Source organism: Gilliamella sp. Pas-s95, from assembly GCF_009795795.1.
Taxonomy (GTDB): domain Bacteria; phylum Pseudomonadota; class Gammaproteobacteria; order Enterobacterales; family Orbaceae; genus Gilliamella; species Gilliamella bombicola.
In genome coordinates this window covers 36,550-50,291 of sequence record NZ_WTFC01000001.1, presented here as the reverse complement: position 1 = coordinate 50,291, position 13,742 = coordinate 36,550, and the positions used below count along the sequence as shown (strand labels likewise).

The following is a 13,742-nucleotide window of genomic DNA, read 5'->3' as shown; positions in this document are numbered from 1 at the left end:
GCTATTTTTCTATTTCACTCTTTGATGTAATAGATGATTTTGCAAACCAAACAACTATGATTAGTAGTAGAAAAATAATTCCATATAGCCAAAAAATTTCGTTGGTTGCGATTACCAGTCCCTGATTAGTAATATTTTGTGCTAGTTTTGCCGAAGCTTGAGTTTCAGAAAATCCGAGCAACTGAAACTGCTGATATGAGTACTCTAGCGTTTGTATATTTTGATTCATCAAATCAGTTAATTGATTGTGATGAATGGCTTCACGATGTTCCCACAATGAATTTGTTAAAGAAGTGCCAATGGAAGTAGATAATGTTCTAAAAAAATTAAATAAACTCCCTGCTGCCGCTAACTTGTGAGAAGGTATATCAGATAAAATTATTATATTCAAAGGCATAACAAAACAAGCTATCGCAAATCCTTGAAAGAATTGGGGCCAGGCAGAACTCGAAAAATCCATATTAGGCTCAAATGAGTAAGCTCTCCAAAAAAAACATAAAGCAAAAACAATGAAACCAAAAGTCACAAGCTTCCTCATATCTAGATGAGGAACAAAACGGCCGACTATTGGAGCAAGAACGATAGGAACCAAACCGATGGGAGACAATGCTAACCCTGCCCACGTTGCCGTATAACCAAAAACCCGTTGTAATAGTTGTGGCTGTATAACTAATGTTCCTATATGTAGCAAAAATGCCAAGCTTATGCAAATCGTCCCTACTGTGAAATTTCTTGATTTAAATAAAGATAAATCAACAATAGGATGCTTTGATGCCATTTCCCAAAGAACAAAAAAAGAAAGTGTGACTAACGTTACCACAGATAAAATAATAATTTCAGATGAATTAAACCAATCCAGCTCTTTCCCTCTATCTAAAATAAGCTGTAAGCTACCGACACCTAATACTAATAAAGCAAGCCCGATAGTGTCTATTGGCGATTTACTTATCTCTGTTTCTCGTCCTTTTAATAATATTTTAATACTTATCCAAGCTATCAGACCAATTGGTACATTTAGTAAAAAAATCCAGCCCCAAAATAAATTATCACTTATCCATCCACCTAAAATAGGACCGCAGACGGGAGCAATAATGATAGTCATCGACCATATTGCTAAAGACATATTTTTTTTGGACTTTGGAGAGTTAGCCAATAACAAACTTTGTGAAAGTGGGATAATTGGACCAGAAACAGCGCCTTGTAGTATTCGTGAAATAATCAACATTTCAAGGCTGTTGGAGATACCACATAGCCAAGAGGTTACAACAAACATCAAAATTGAAAACAAAAACAACTTAACTTCCCCAAAGTACTTAGCTAGCCATCCAGATAAAGGAATTGAAATGGCATTGGAAACAGCAAACGATGTAATTACCCATGTTGCTTGGCTAGTTGATGTTCCAAGGTTTCCTGCAATAGTGGAAAGTGCTACGTTGGCAATAGTTAAATCTAAAATTTGTAAAAAAGCGACTGTTGCCAATGCAACAATGAGCCCAATAAATTTGGGGCCTGATAGATGTAATGAGGACATTTTATTACTCACTGAATATTACTCTCTGAAATTAAGTTATTTTGCATAATTTCTCGGACTAGTTGTTTGAATTCATTTAAGTCGTAAGTAAGTACATCTGTCTGATATTTAATTTCTTGAGGTGAAATATCAGTAAGTAATTTCCCACTGTCGTCACTGGTATCAACTGTTACATACATAGATAACCCTATCCGTAATGGATATTTGTTAATTTGCTCTTTATTCAATTCAATACGAACAGGCAAGCGCTGAATTACTTTAATCCAATTTCCTGTTGCATTTTGTGCTGGTAATAATGAAAAAGCACTTCCCGTTCCCATAGCAATTCCTGTAATTACCCCGTCGAATTTAATATCATCTCCGTAATAATCACTAGTTAACGTAACTTTCTGTCCTAATCGAATGTGTTTTAGTTGAACTTCTTTAAAGTTAGCCTCTACCCAAACTTGCTCCAAAGGAACAATAACTAATAATCGTTCCCCTCTATTAACCTGTGCTCCAATTTGCACTTGGCGCCTTGACACATACCCAGTGACAGGCGAAACAATTGTTACTCGTTTTAAGTTAAGCCAGGCTTCCTTTAGTTTAGAAATCGCTTGCTGAATACTTGGATGCTCGAATAATGAATTCTGCATTAATAGGGCATTATTAATTTCTAACTCTTGCTTGGAAATTTTTAAGTCATTTGACGCAATTAATACATTTTGCCTAGCATGATCTATTTCTTCTTGTGAAATAGCATCACGTGACCAAAGGCTTTCTCTCCGAGCTAAATCTTTTTCTAATTTATCTAATGTCGCTTGCTTTAATTGAATACTTGCTAGCAATTTTTCAGTTGTCAGTTTGATCTGTTGAGTTTCTCTTATTACCTTGGCTAATTCATTTTTTGCATAACTAAAATTATTTTCAGCATCAATTGATTCTAATTTAGCGATTACATCATTTTCTCTCACAAAGTCATTATCATCAACGTAAATGGAGGAGATTCCTCCGCTTATTTGAGTATGAATTGGAACCTGATTTCCCATAACATATGCATTATCTGTAGATTGTATGAACCGAGAAAACATATACCAAAAAATAAAGTATCCCATCCCCAAAATTAAGAAAATAACAGATAAAATAATCAATTTTTTATATCGTGTTAAACCCTTCAACGGTCGACCATCGGTGTTTTTTTCCATCGTATACTCCATTTACATATTTCATTTTAATCCTTGCTTCTATGAACAGAATCATAATATGCAGTTTCATTAAGCAGACATTCCACCATCAATAACGAGAGTTTGACCTGTGATATAATTACCCCCACAACCGAGTAAAAAATTCACAGACATAGTCACTTCTTTGGTTGAACCTATACGACCCAATGGAATTTTTTTGATCATATTTTTGTATGCATTACTCGACAAATTTTTACTCATGTCCGTTTCAATAAGACCTGGAGCTATTGAATTGACCCGAATATTAAAACGACCTAATTCAACAGCCAATGAATGAGTCATACCAATCATTGCAGCTTTTGACGCAGCATAATTTACTTGCCCTGTATTACCTTTAAATGCAGTTACTGAACTAATAAAGAGAATACAGCCATCTCCTTGACTAATCATATGAGGTAAAAAAGCTTTATTGACTAAATAGCTAGACAAAACATTATTATTCATTAGATCTAACCATGTCTTTTCTTCCATGTTTATAAACAAGTTGTCTTTAGTAATTCCTGCATTATTAATCACTGCGTAAGGAGCACCGAATAATGAAATACATTCTTTTGCTACATGGTTAACTTCCTTTGCTATAGAGACATCGCATTGATAAGCTCTGCATTGCTTACCTTGTAAAGCCAAAGATTCACATAACTCAAGCGCTTCCTCTTTGCTGTTTTTATAAGTGAATACAATACTAAATCCTTCTCTAGCCAGTTCTGAAACAATTTCAGCTCCAATGCCTCGTGAACCACCCGAAACAAAAAAACATTTATTTTCCATTATGTTATCCTATCTCTTGTTTGGTTACTAGATTGTGAAAAGCTAACAGCATTGTATAAATGGGTAAGTAATATTGTCTTGAACAAATAAGCTGACTTCATTTTATAAAAAAAGTCATTGATTTATTTAACTCTCTATATTTCAAATAGTTATTTATTCTTTGACAATTATTTTCATTTAAAAAAAAGAATGAGAGATCGAATATAGCTAGTTTATTCAATTAAATAACCCTTGAATTGATATATGCTCACCCAACAGATATCAATTAGAGGATAAAATTCATGACTTACGACTGTGTAATCATTGGTGCTGGACAAGCTGGCTGTGTTTAGCGTCATTTCTGACTAAAAAAATATCACGGTTCTTATATTAGAAAGAGATGAACGTATAGGAGACGTCTGGCGTAGACGACCAGATAGTATGCGGTTGTTTACACCAAGAGCAATGAATCAGCTACCAGGCTTAATTATGGTTGGTGATCAAAAAGGGTATCCAGATAAGCATGAAGTGGCTGATTACTTGGAGTTTTATGCTCAACATAACAAATTACATGTATTGCTAAATAAAAATGTATATTCAGTAGAATATAATGATCAAATTTATTCTTTAAAAACTCAAGATGGAGAAACATTTCAAGCAAAGTGTTTGGTCAATGCAACAGGGGCAAATCAGAAAGTTAATGTTCTTGATATTTCCAGAGATATTTCTGATCCTCGCCAAAAAAGTGGACAAAAGTTGCCTCTATGATATAAACAAAAATCATAGGAGACAAATATCATGGTCAAAAAATTTAGTATCGAATTCAAACAACAATCGGTGGATTATGCGTTATCTAATGCACACCTTTCTATCAGCGAACTTGCCAACCATCTAGGTGTGGGTAAATCAACCCTAGATAAATGGATTAGGCAACTTTCCCCGAATAAAACCAGCCGTCGAGAGTTAACGGCTGAGCAACAGCGGATTATGGCGTTAGAAAAAGAGATTAAAGAACTGAAAATGGCCAATGATATACTAAAAAAGGCGCATGTGTACTTCATCAACAATCCAAGTCGGTGAAGTACGCTTATATGAAAAATCATTTAATCTGCTATCCCGTTACTAAGATATGCTCATTACTTGGTGTCAGTTCATCGGGTTATTATGCTTGGTTAAAAAGAGCAAACAAATCAGCCAAACTCAGCGAGTATATTAAAAAGCAGTATTGGCAACATAAGGCCCGTTTGGGTGCGCCAAGCCTGCTTCATGATGTTAGGGAAGCGGGCTATCAAGTTTCAGAAAGGACAATTAGCCGTGTTTTGCAACAATGGGGATTACGGAGTAAAGCAGCACGTAAATTCAAGTATAAAACAGACACGGCTCATCGCAATATTGCGCCCAACACGTTAAATAGGCAATTTAACCCTGATAAGCCAAATACGACATGGGTAACCGATATTACTTATATTAAAACGGGTGAAGGTTGGTTATATTTGTCGGTGATTATCGATTTATATGGACGAAAAGTAATTGCTAGGCAAACGAGTCGCTACATAGACCGTCATTTAGTGTGTAATACATTAAAACAAGCCTTATTGCGGCGTCATTTTCCTAAAAATGTACTCATTCATAGTGACCAAGGAAGCCAATATTGCAGTGCTGATTTCAAGCAGTTATTGTTACAATATGGACTAAGGCAAAGCATGAGTCGAAGAGGAAATTGCTTTGATAATGCGGTTGTTGAAAGTTTTTTTCATACACTCAAAACACATATTATTCATGACTGTTACTACAAAACGAGGAAGCAGGCTAATAAAGCACTATTTGAATATATTGAAATCTATTATAATCGGATACGCCGTCATTCAGCTAATGGCTGGGTATCACCTGAACAATATGAACAACAATATTACCAAAACGAAAAAATGATAGAGGTGGGCACTGTCTAATATTTTGGCGAGGATCAAAAATCGAAGTAAAACCATACTCTTCACTCTATGCCTCTGAAATATGCGATTTGTTTCATTCGTCTATTCATGCTATTGATACCGATATTTACAGCAAAGCACAGCAAGAAGCATGGTGCTCAACACCACCAGATTATCAGAAGTGGTTAGAACGTTTAAATAACACTCAGCCTTGGATGGCTATCTTTGGCTCAAGCCTTGCGGGGTTTGTTGAACTTGGAGATGATGGTTACATAGACTGTCTGTACGTGCATCCTGACTTTCAAAAGCGTGGCATAGCTAGAAAACTCTATGACCATGTGCTTGACTTGGCCCACCAGAAAAAGCTTACACAATTAAGTGTAGATGCTTCAAAAGTGGCCATGCCAATTTTCAAAAAATGGGGTTTTAAAATAAAGCGGGCTAACAAAATATCCAGAGAAAATCAGGTACTGATAAATTACCATATGTATAAACTACTTTGATTTTTATTGAGACCTTTGTACAGTAAAGCTTCACTCAAACTAAATTTTTAACCGCGCTTTTTTGAGGTATTTGGGCTTATATTTAGATCTAAATACCTCTAGATAAGTTACTATTTATTGCCATTTCCCTGTTTTAGGCACAACTTTCCTACTGTACAGATAACCCTCGTTTGATATCAAAGTTCAATAAGCTGCCTGAAAGATGAGCTTGGATTAGTTCTGTCAATGGAGTTTCAAATTAAACCGTATTTACGAAACCAAAGAATAAGTAGAAAACTTTATGAATAGAGGTGGGCACTGTCTAATATTTGGCGAGGATCATCTCAACAAGGAGGATATTTACAGTTTTTAAAAAGTCATATTTATCAGTATGGTCCAAGCATTCTTAGAAATAAAGAAAACCTAGAGATGGCGTTATGGCGACTATACAATGATCACTATATTGATTATTATCCTAATGCAAAACCAGCCTTTATTGTATTACGAGGAAAGCTTTCAGGTCGGCATTAGTAAGAATTGGTTTGACATATTGTTTGTTAACAGGAGTTTATCTATACTGATATCAATAAAAAAGTAGTGCAATTGCACTGCTTTTTTTTGTTCCTCACTAACTCTTTTTTACACTTTACTCTTATGGTAGCTAGACAACTAATCAAAATAGTGCAGATTGTCTTGTTAAAAATATTTTAATTCTAGAAAAAAAACAAAGGCTGTGAAATTGAATAGATACCAGATTTTTATCAAAATCTTTTTATCTCTTACTCGATAAAATAAGAAGAACTTATTTTTTGTCGAAAAACACTCTTCCTAATATTATTTAGTTCGATGTGAAGTTATGTTTATTTGTTGGAGAGCCAACCGTGATGCATGTCAAATTGTAGGAAAATTTTTATATCACATAAAACACAGCTAATTTTGCTAATTTAGCAGAATTAGCACACTAATGAATGATAATATAAAAATTACTTAATACATTGATGGTAACCTGCGTAAAGATATCTGTACAATATAATCTAATACAAAATGGCATACCTAATGGCATACTGAATAACATCTTCATTTTATCTTGTTGGTTTTTAAGAAGTATTTAGGAAATATGGCGGAAGCGCAGAGATTCGAACTCTGGGAGGGTCGCCCCTCGCCGGTTTTCAAGACCGGTGCTTTCAACCGCTCAGCCACACTTCCGCAATGGCTGTGAATATTAAAGGAGACTTGCTTATTTGTAAATAGCTATTTTAAGATTTTTTATCGTTTGGTTTAAATTTCACCAAATTTTGTGGAATTTAGGCTATCTAGGGTGAATTCGCCATCAAAATTAGTGTTGGAACTTGATTAATTGAGTATAATACAACAAAAATTAAATCACGTATTTTAAAAAATGTTAGAACAGATAGAAACCGATGATAAAGGTTATTTAAGAAATTGGCAGAACTGGAATGTTGAGTTGGTTCCTGAGTTGGCCGCCAAAGAAGGCATTGATTTGACGGATGCGCATTGGGAAGTGATTTTATTTGTTCGCGATTTTTACTTAGAATATAAAACCTCGCCAGCTATACGCGCATTAGTCAAAGCGATGGAAAAAAAATTTGGTGTAGAAAAGGGCAATAGTCGTTATTTGTATAAGTTATTTCCCGAAGGTCCTGCTAAACAAGCGACTAAACTTGCTGGTTTACCAAAACCCGTTAAATGTATATAGATAAAGGATAATATTCAATTCATGATAAGATGGAAGCTCCCTTTATTACTATTGGTCGTGCTTGGTTATTTGCAGTATTCTTTATGGTATGGCAAAAATAATGTGTACGATTATCAAGATAATGTTGAAATGTTAATCAGTTTGCGTGCTGACAATGAAAAGTTAAAGGCTCGTAATGAACAAATGTTTGCTGAAATTAACGATTTACAACGTGGTTCTGAAGCTATTGAAGAACGTGCGCGTAGTCATTTAGGTATGGTTAAACCTAATGAATATTTTTATCGTATTATAATTGATTCAGACTCGAAAAAACGATAATGCATAATGTGAACCCCAATAATATCATCGCTATTGTGCCAGCTGCCGGAATTGGTAGCCGTATGAATAGCCAAGTTCCTAAACAGTATTTAAAAATTGATTCAAAGACGATCTTAGAACATACGTTAAATAAATTATTAACTCATGAGCAAATAACCAAAGTTATTGTTGTTATTAGTCCTGAAGATGACATATTTAATACGCTTTCGATCGCTTTACACGATAAGATTAATGTCACTTTAGGTGGCAAAACGCGAGCCGATTCGGTGTTAGCAGGGTTGCAATTGTTAAATGATGATCAATGGGCTTTAGTTCATGATGCAGCAAGACCTTGTGTTGATCATGATGATATTACTCGGTTAATCACAACGGTAATAAATAAAAAACAAGGTGGGCTATTAGCTACCCGTGTGAGTGATACAATAAAAAGAGCATATCAAGATAATGATACCGTTGTTGATTATTCTGAAGATCGTACTTATTTATGGGGGGCAGCAACGCCTCAATTGTTTAATGCCGGCGAATTAAAATCATGTTTGCGACAAGCTTTAGATGATAGTGTTGCCATCACGGATGAAGCTTCAGCCATTGAGTATTGTGGCGGACACCCTTTATTGATTGAATGTCGCCGAGATAATATAAAAATAACACGCCCTGAAGATTTAGCATTGGCAACTTTTTATTTAACTAAGCAAATTCTAAATAGGTAAAAATATGAGAATAGGTCATGGATTTGATGTACATAAATTCGGTGGTGAAGGTCCGATAACCCTTGCTGGTGTAAAGATTCCTTATCAATATGGCCTTGTTGCGCATTCTGATGGTGATGTTGTATTGCATGCAATAACTGATGCCTTGATTGGTGCATTAGCATTAGGGGATATTGGTAAGCTATTTCCTGATACGGATCCGAAATATAAAGGCATTGATAGTCGAATACTATTGAAAGAAGTGTACATCCTTGTTCAACAAAAAGGCTATGAATTATTGAATTTAGATACCACTATCATTGCACAAGAACCAAAAATGCGACCGCATGTTGATCAAATGCGAGTGAATATTGCTGAAGATCTAAATGTTCATTTTGATCGAATTAGTGTCAAAGCGACAACGACTGAGCAATTGGGCTTTACTGGGCGTAAAGAAGGTATTGCTTGTCAAGCGGTCGTGTTATTAAGCAAAAAGTCTAAAATAGATTAAATTTAAAAATAGGCGATACAGGTGTTAGCACAACTTAATTATTTATATGGAAAACCAACCACTACAGGGCAATATAAACAACAATACGAAGATTTTGTCGTTACAGAAGAACTTGGTTTTGAACTGACTGGCGATGGTGAACATGTTTTAGTTTTTTTGCAAAAACTTGATTGTAATACTGTTTTTGTGGCTGAACAGTTGGCTAAATATGTTGGTATTCCAGCAAAACTCGTAAGTTATGCTGGACTGAAAGATCGCCAAGCTGTCACTGAACAGTGGTTTAGTTTACATATGCCTGGTCAACAAACGCCTGACTTTTCGGCATTTGATTTGGCAGGGTGTAAAATATTAACCGTCACTCGGCATAATAAGAAATTAAAAATAGGTGCATTAAAGGGTAATTATTTTAAAATTAGATTAAGAAATTTAAGTGATCAATCTGAAATTGAGTCTAAATTAGCGTTAATCAAACAACATGGTGTGCCTAATTATTTTGGCGAACAGCGTTTTGGTCGTGATGAGAATAATATTACTCAAGCCATAAAATGGGCCAGTGGTGAAATTTCGGTTAAAGATCGCAAAAAGCGTAGCTTTTATCTTTCAGCCGCACGAAGCGCGATTTTCAATGATATTGTCAGCCAACGAATTACACAAAATTTGCATCAAACGGTGTTGGATGGTGATATATTACAATTAGCACAGCGTGGTAGCTGGTTTGTTGCTCAACCTGATGAATTAACGGTGTTACAGCAGCGTCTAGAAAACGCTGAACTTAATATTACAGCTCCACTGTTAGGAGATTCACCGCTTGGTACATTATATAAAGCGCTAGAATTTGAGCAAAAGTGTTTAAAAAATTGGTCTGAATTTAATGATCTATTTAAAAAAGAACGAGTGGAGACAGCAAGAAGATCATTATTGTTGCGAGCAGAGCAGCTTAATTGGCAATGGTTGGATAGTTGTACGCTTGAGCTTGATTTTTATTTGTCATCAGGTTGTTATGCGACAAGTGTGATTCGTGAATTAATAATAGGAAATGAATAGTCCAAATGCAAAGTTTAAAAATGCAGTCCTTAATTAAATTCCTGCGTCAACACGGAATCAAAGACGATCGTGTTTTAGATGCTATTGCTTCTATTCCCCGGGAGCATTTTGTTGATGAAGCACTTTCTCATCAAGCTTATGATAATCGACCGCTACCAATTGGTAGTGGACAAACCATTTCTCAACCTTATATTGTTGCAAAGATGACCGAACTGTTAAAATTATCGCCTAATTCAAAAGTACTCGAAATTGGTACAGGATCGGGGTATCAAACAGCTGTTTTGGCTAAGTTAGTTGACCATGTTTGTTCAGTAGAACGCATTAAAAGCCTACAGTGGAATACTAAACGCCGTTTAAAGCAATTAGATATTCACAACATTTCAACACGCCATGGGGATGGCTGGTTAGGTTGGCCGGAGCGAGGGCCATTTGATGGCATCATTGTGACTGCAGCTGCATCAGAAGTGCCACTATGCTTGCTTGAACAATTGGCAGATAAAGGTCGATTAGTGATTCCTGTTGGCGAAAACAAACAAATTCTACAGTTAATAGAGCGTGATGGAGACAACTTCGTAACCAAAAATATGGGCGAGGTGATATTTGTGCCTTTAGTTAAAGGGGATATAGAGTAAAAACCATCAGAAAGACTGATGGTTTCACCTTTCTAGTTATTTGATATTTAATATCTTTCTTGCTTCATTTGGTGTTGCAGGTTGTTTTCCTGCTTCTTGTATAATACGAACAGCTCGTTCAACAAATTGACAATTTGATTTTGCTAGTTCTCCTTTCGCATAATATACATTATCTTCCATTCCTACACGGATATGTCCACCCATAGAAATGGTTGCAAAAAGTGTAGATAAATGATTCGAACCAATACCAAATGCGGACCATGTGCAGTCTTTGGGTAATAAATTTTTTAGGAAAACAAGATTTTCAATAGTGGCAGCAATACCTCCAGGGGCCCCCATGCAAAGTTGAAAGTGCAATGGTGCTTTTAGTACTCCTTTTTTTAGATAATATAATGCGTTATAGATAAAGCTTGCATCAAATACTTCAATTTCTGGTTTTACATTTTGTTCTTGCATGTAATAACCTAATTTTTCTAAAAAAGCAGGGGTGTTATAAAATACGGTAGAGTTCATCCAGTTCATTGTTCCACAATCATATGAAGCCATTTCTGGTTTTACTTTCGATAAATGAATCATTCGTGTTTCATCTGTTGCATGGAGATCGCCAGAAGTAGTGCAATTGATAATAATATCGCAGTCAGTTTTACGAATTAATGAAATTGTTTCTTCAAATCTTTCAGCGCTCATAGTCCCATGCCCATCATCGTCTCTCATATGAAGATGGGCAATAGCTGCACCAGCTTTCCAGCATGCATAAACATCGTTTGCTATTTCATGTGGTGTCATTGGTATTGCTTTATTATGTTCTTTAGTTGGAAAGGCACCTGTAGTTGCAACAGTAATAATTACTTTATCATTCATAATTTAACCTCTAATTATTCAATTTTGGTATTCGGTAAAAAAAGCATAGTAATAGCAGAAATGAAGAAGAATACTGCACAAATTCCAATGCCAATAGTAAGCCCATATTTAGTTGCTATAAAACCAAGCACAAATGGTGAAAATGCAGAGATTCCGCGTCCTGCATTGAAGCAAAATCCTGCACCTAAAGTTCTTACGCGTGTAGGAAACAATTCTCCAAAATAAGAGCCAAATAACCCCACAAAAGAGATGAAAAAAGCATAAAATGGTCCCATCAATAAAATCATCATTGGGTCTTCAACCATTACATAAATAGGTAATGTAATGGTGGTACCAATGAATGATAAGATAATCGCTTTTTTACGCCCTATGTTGTCAGATAACCAACCAAATAAGTTATAACCGACAAACATTCCTATGTTTAATATTAGAAAAAACAAAGACATTGTTTTTATGTCTAATCTTCGGACTTGTACTAAAAATGTTGGTATCCATGTAGTCGATCCCCAATATGCAATAAAAGCAAAACTTGATAATAGTGTGGCAAGAATTGTTCTTTTAAAAAGATTTGGAGCAAAAATCTCTTTAATTGAAATATTGCTTATATCGCCTTTTGCGATTCTATCTTCTTTTTGGTTTTTCCAAACTTCTGATTCAGGCACAAAAAAGAAGATATAAAGTGCTGCAAAAATTGAACCCGCACCCGTTAAAAATAGAGCTCGCCAACCAAATTCAGGTATTATGAGTGAAGAAAGAAATGCAGCTATCCCAGCTCCAGCTGGAAATGAGCTTAAAACAAAAGCAGCAGCTCTCCCACGTTGTTTTGCAGGCCACGATTCAGCTATATAAGCAGCGATAATACCCCACACTCCACCTAACGCTAATCCTGCTGTAAAACGTAACATTAACAAAACGATCCAATTTGGACTTAATGATATTGCAGCAGTTAATATTCCAAAAATGATTAAACTCCAGATTAATGATGTTCTTCTTCCATGATTGTCAGAAAACCAACCAACAATGACACTACTTAACCCAACCCCTAGTAGCGTTGCGGTGCCAAGTAGTCCCCCTTGGGACATTGTCATATCCATGTCTTTCATAATTGCAGGTAATGAAACAGCCAATAAAGTAATATCCATTGCATCAAACATGTACCCAAAAAAACCGCCAACAAGTACGTGCCATTTATTAAGTAATTTTGTTTTCATTGCGTCTACTCCTGTAAATTATGGCATTATTGCAATGGTTCGAGTCCAACCTGCACTTGCTTTTTTGATTTTTACTGGTAAACATGACACAGTAAATCCAAAAGCAGGTAATTTATCTAGATTAGTTAGTTTTTCTAAGTGGTAATATTCTTTTTCAATGCCTGCAAAATGTCCTTCCCAAATAATTGATTTGTCATGTGTTTCTCTGAACTTCTCTGCTACAAGTGGTAGTGGACTGTCCCAGCTCCAAGCATCGGTACCTACAATTTTTATGCCTTGATTGAGTAGAAAAAGTGTGGCTTCTCTTCCCATTCCACAACCTTTTACCAAATATTCTTTTGAGCCATAATATTTTTGTGCGCCTGATTGAATTAGTACTATATCTAACGGTTTCAATTTATAACTAATACGATCTAATTCTTTTTCAATATCTTTAGCAGTAACAATATAGCCCGCAGGGAAATGAGAAAAATTCAACATCACTCCGTCAGAAATGCACCACTCTAATGGCATCTCATCAATAGTCTTGGCTTTTTCTCCATTATTCATTGTTGGATGATAGTGCCAAGGTGCATCGAGGTGCGTCCCACTATGGGTTGTTAATTTGACATATTCAATTGCCCAACCCAAACCTTTTGGTAAATCGTCATTAGTAGCTGTTGGAAAAAAGGTTTTGATATGTTCAGCTCCTTTAATATGATCCCAATAATCAATTTCGGTTGGCATAGAAGGTGGATCATTAGGTGTGCGATCTTCAATTGCTATACTTAGATCTATGATTTCCATTCATTTCTCCTTTCATTTAAGTTTTGGTTATTACGTGAAAATAAATTATTCACAATATAAAA

At 35.5% G+C, this 13,742-nt stretch carries 15 protein-coding genes and 1 tRNA gene; 9 read left to right on the top strand and 7 right to left on the bottom strand.

Annotated elements, in window-relative coordinates; genetic code table 11:
- Position 1 precedes the first annotated feature (1 nt).
- From GQ598_RS00285 to GQ598_RS00275, 3 genes are all read right to left on the bottom strand, one after another.
- Positions 2 to 1,531, bottom strand: a complete 1,530-nt coding sequence (locus GQ598_RS00285) for a DHA2 family efflux MFS transporter permease subunit (RefSeq protein ID WP_160401907.1) — start codon at positions 1,529 to 1,531, stop codon at positions 2 to 4.
- 8 nt (positions 1,532 to 1,539) lie between these two features.
- A complete protein-coding gene (locus tag GQ598_RS00280; protein WP_160401834.1) occupies positions 1,540 to 2,715 on the bottom strand; it encodes an efflux RND transporter periplasmic adaptor subunit in 1,176 nt (391 codons plus the stop codon).
- A gap of 69 nt (positions 2,716 to 2,784) precedes the next feature.
- Positions 2,785 to 3,522, bottom strand: a complete 738-nt coding sequence (locus GQ598_RS00275) for a 3-oxoacyl-ACP reductase family protein (protein ID WP_160401833.1) — start codon at positions 3,520 to 3,522, stop codon at positions 2,785 to 2,787.
- A gap of 354 nt (positions 3,523 to 3,876) precedes the next feature.
- Here GQ598_RS00275 and GQ598_RS00270 point away from each other — a divergent pair, with 354 nt between their 5' ends.
- The 3 genes from GQ598_RS00270 (at position 3,877) to GQ598_RS00260 (ending at position 5,932) form a co-directional block, all read left to right on the top strand.
- The gene (locus GQ598_RS00270) at positions 3,877 to 4,269 is read left to right on the top strand and encodes an NAD(P)-binding domain-containing protein (protein ID WP_160401906.1); all 393 of its coding nucleotides are present in this window, start codon (positions 3,877 to 3,879) and stop codon (positions 4,267 to 4,269) included.
- A gap of 30 nt (positions 4,270 to 4,299) precedes the next feature.
- A protein-coding gene (locus GQ598_RS00265) for an IS3 family transposase (protein ID WP_160401832.1) occupies positions 4,300 to 5,450 on the top strand; the annotation gives its coding sequence in 2 pieces (ribosomal slippage) (positions 4,300 to 4,546 and positions 4,546 to 5,450; 1,152 coding nt in all).
- A 68-nt stretch (positions 5,451 to 5,518) separates the two neighbouring features.
- Positions 5,519 to 5,932 carry a GNAT family N-acetyltransferase gene (locus tag GQ598_RS00260; RefSeq protein WP_202112617.1) on the top strand — a complete coding sequence of 138 codons (414 nt, stop codon included), beginning with the start codon at positions 5,519 to 5,521 and terminating at the stop codon, positions 5,930 to 5,932.
- A 1,097-nt stretch (positions 5,933 to 7,029) separates the two neighbouring features.
- Here GQ598_RS00260 and GQ598_RS00255 read toward each other — a convergent pair.
- Positions 7,030 to 7,117 (bottom strand) — tRNA-Ser (locus GQ598_RS00255).
- A gap of 193 nt (positions 7,118 to 7,310) precedes the next feature.
- On the opposite strand from GQ598_RS00255, the gene GQ598_RS00250 reads away from it, so the two are divergent.
- From GQ598_RS00250 to GQ598_RS00225, 6 genes are read left to right on the top strand one after another with little or no spacing between them, the layout of a single operon-like run.
- Positions 7,311 to 7,628 (top strand): TusE/DsrC/DsvC family sulfur relay protein, encoded by a 318-nt coding sequence (locus tag GQ598_RS00250; RefSeq protein ID WP_160401831.1) that lies wholly within the window; start codon positions 7,311 to 7,313, stop codon positions 7,626 to 7,628.
- A 21-nt stretch (positions 7,629 to 7,649) separates the two neighbouring features.
- Entirely contained in the window at positions 7,650 to 7,946 is a 297-nt protein-coding gene (gene ftsB / locus GQ598_RS00245) for a cell division protein FtsB (protein WP_091346162.1), read from the top strand.
- Entirely contained in the window at positions 7,946 to 8,656 is a 711-nt protein-coding gene (gene ispD, locus GQ598_RS00240; RefSeq protein ID WP_160401830.1) for a 2-C-methyl-D-erythritol 4-phosphate cytidylyltransferase, read from the top strand. Before ftsB ends, ispD begins: the two co-directional genes overlap by 1 nt.
- Before the next feature lie 4 nt (positions 8,657 to 8,660).
- Complete coding sequence (gene ispF / locus GQ598_RS00235; RefSeq protein ID WP_160401829.1) at positions 8,661 to 9,146, top strand: 2-C-methyl-D-erythritol 2,4-cyclodiphosphate synthase; 486 nt, start codon at positions 8,661 to 8,663, stop codon at positions 9,144 to 9,146.
- Between the two features lie 21 nt (positions 9,147 to 9,167).
- Positions 9,168 to 10,190, top strand: a complete 1,023-nt coding sequence (gene truD, locus GQ598_RS00230) for a tRNA pseudouridine(13) synthase TruD (RefSeq protein WP_160401828.1) — start codon at positions 9,168 to 9,170, stop codon at positions 10,188 to 10,190.
- 5 nt (positions 10,191 to 10,195) lie between these two features.
- Positions 10,196 to 10,822 carry a protein-L-isoaspartate(D-aspartate) O-methyltransferase gene (locus GQ598_RS00225; RefSeq protein WP_160401827.1) on the top strand — a complete coding sequence of 209 codons (627 nt, stop codon included), beginning with the start codon at positions 10,196 to 10,198 and terminating at the stop codon, positions 10,820 to 10,822.
- A gap of 36 nt (positions 10,823 to 10,858) precedes the next feature.
- Here GQ598_RS00225 and GQ598_RS00220 read toward each other — a convergent pair whose 3' ends face one another.
- The 3 genes from GQ598_RS00220 to GQ598_RS00210 are packed head-to-tail and all read right to left on the bottom strand — an operon-like array spanning position 10,859 to position 13,680.
- Positions 10,859 to 11,683, bottom strand: a complete 825-nt coding sequence (locus GQ598_RS00220; RefSeq protein WP_160401826.1) for a 3-keto-5-aminohexanoate cleavage protein — start codon at positions 11,681 to 11,683, stop codon at positions 10,859 to 10,861.
- Positions 11,684 to 11,697: 14 nt separating this feature from the next.
- On the bottom strand, positions 11,698 to 12,894 hold the full coding sequence (locus GQ598_RS00215) for an MFS transporter (protein WP_160401825.1): 1,197 nt from the start codon (positions 12,892 to 12,894) through the stop codon (positions 11,698 to 11,700).
- A gap of 18 nt (positions 12,895 to 12,912) precedes the next feature.
- On the bottom strand, positions 12,913 to 13,680 hold the full coding sequence (locus GQ598_RS00210) for a cyclase family protein (protein ID WP_160401824.1): 768 nt from the start codon (positions 13,678 to 13,680) through the stop codon (positions 12,913 to 12,915).
- Positions 13,681 to 13,742 lie beyond the last annotated feature (62 nt).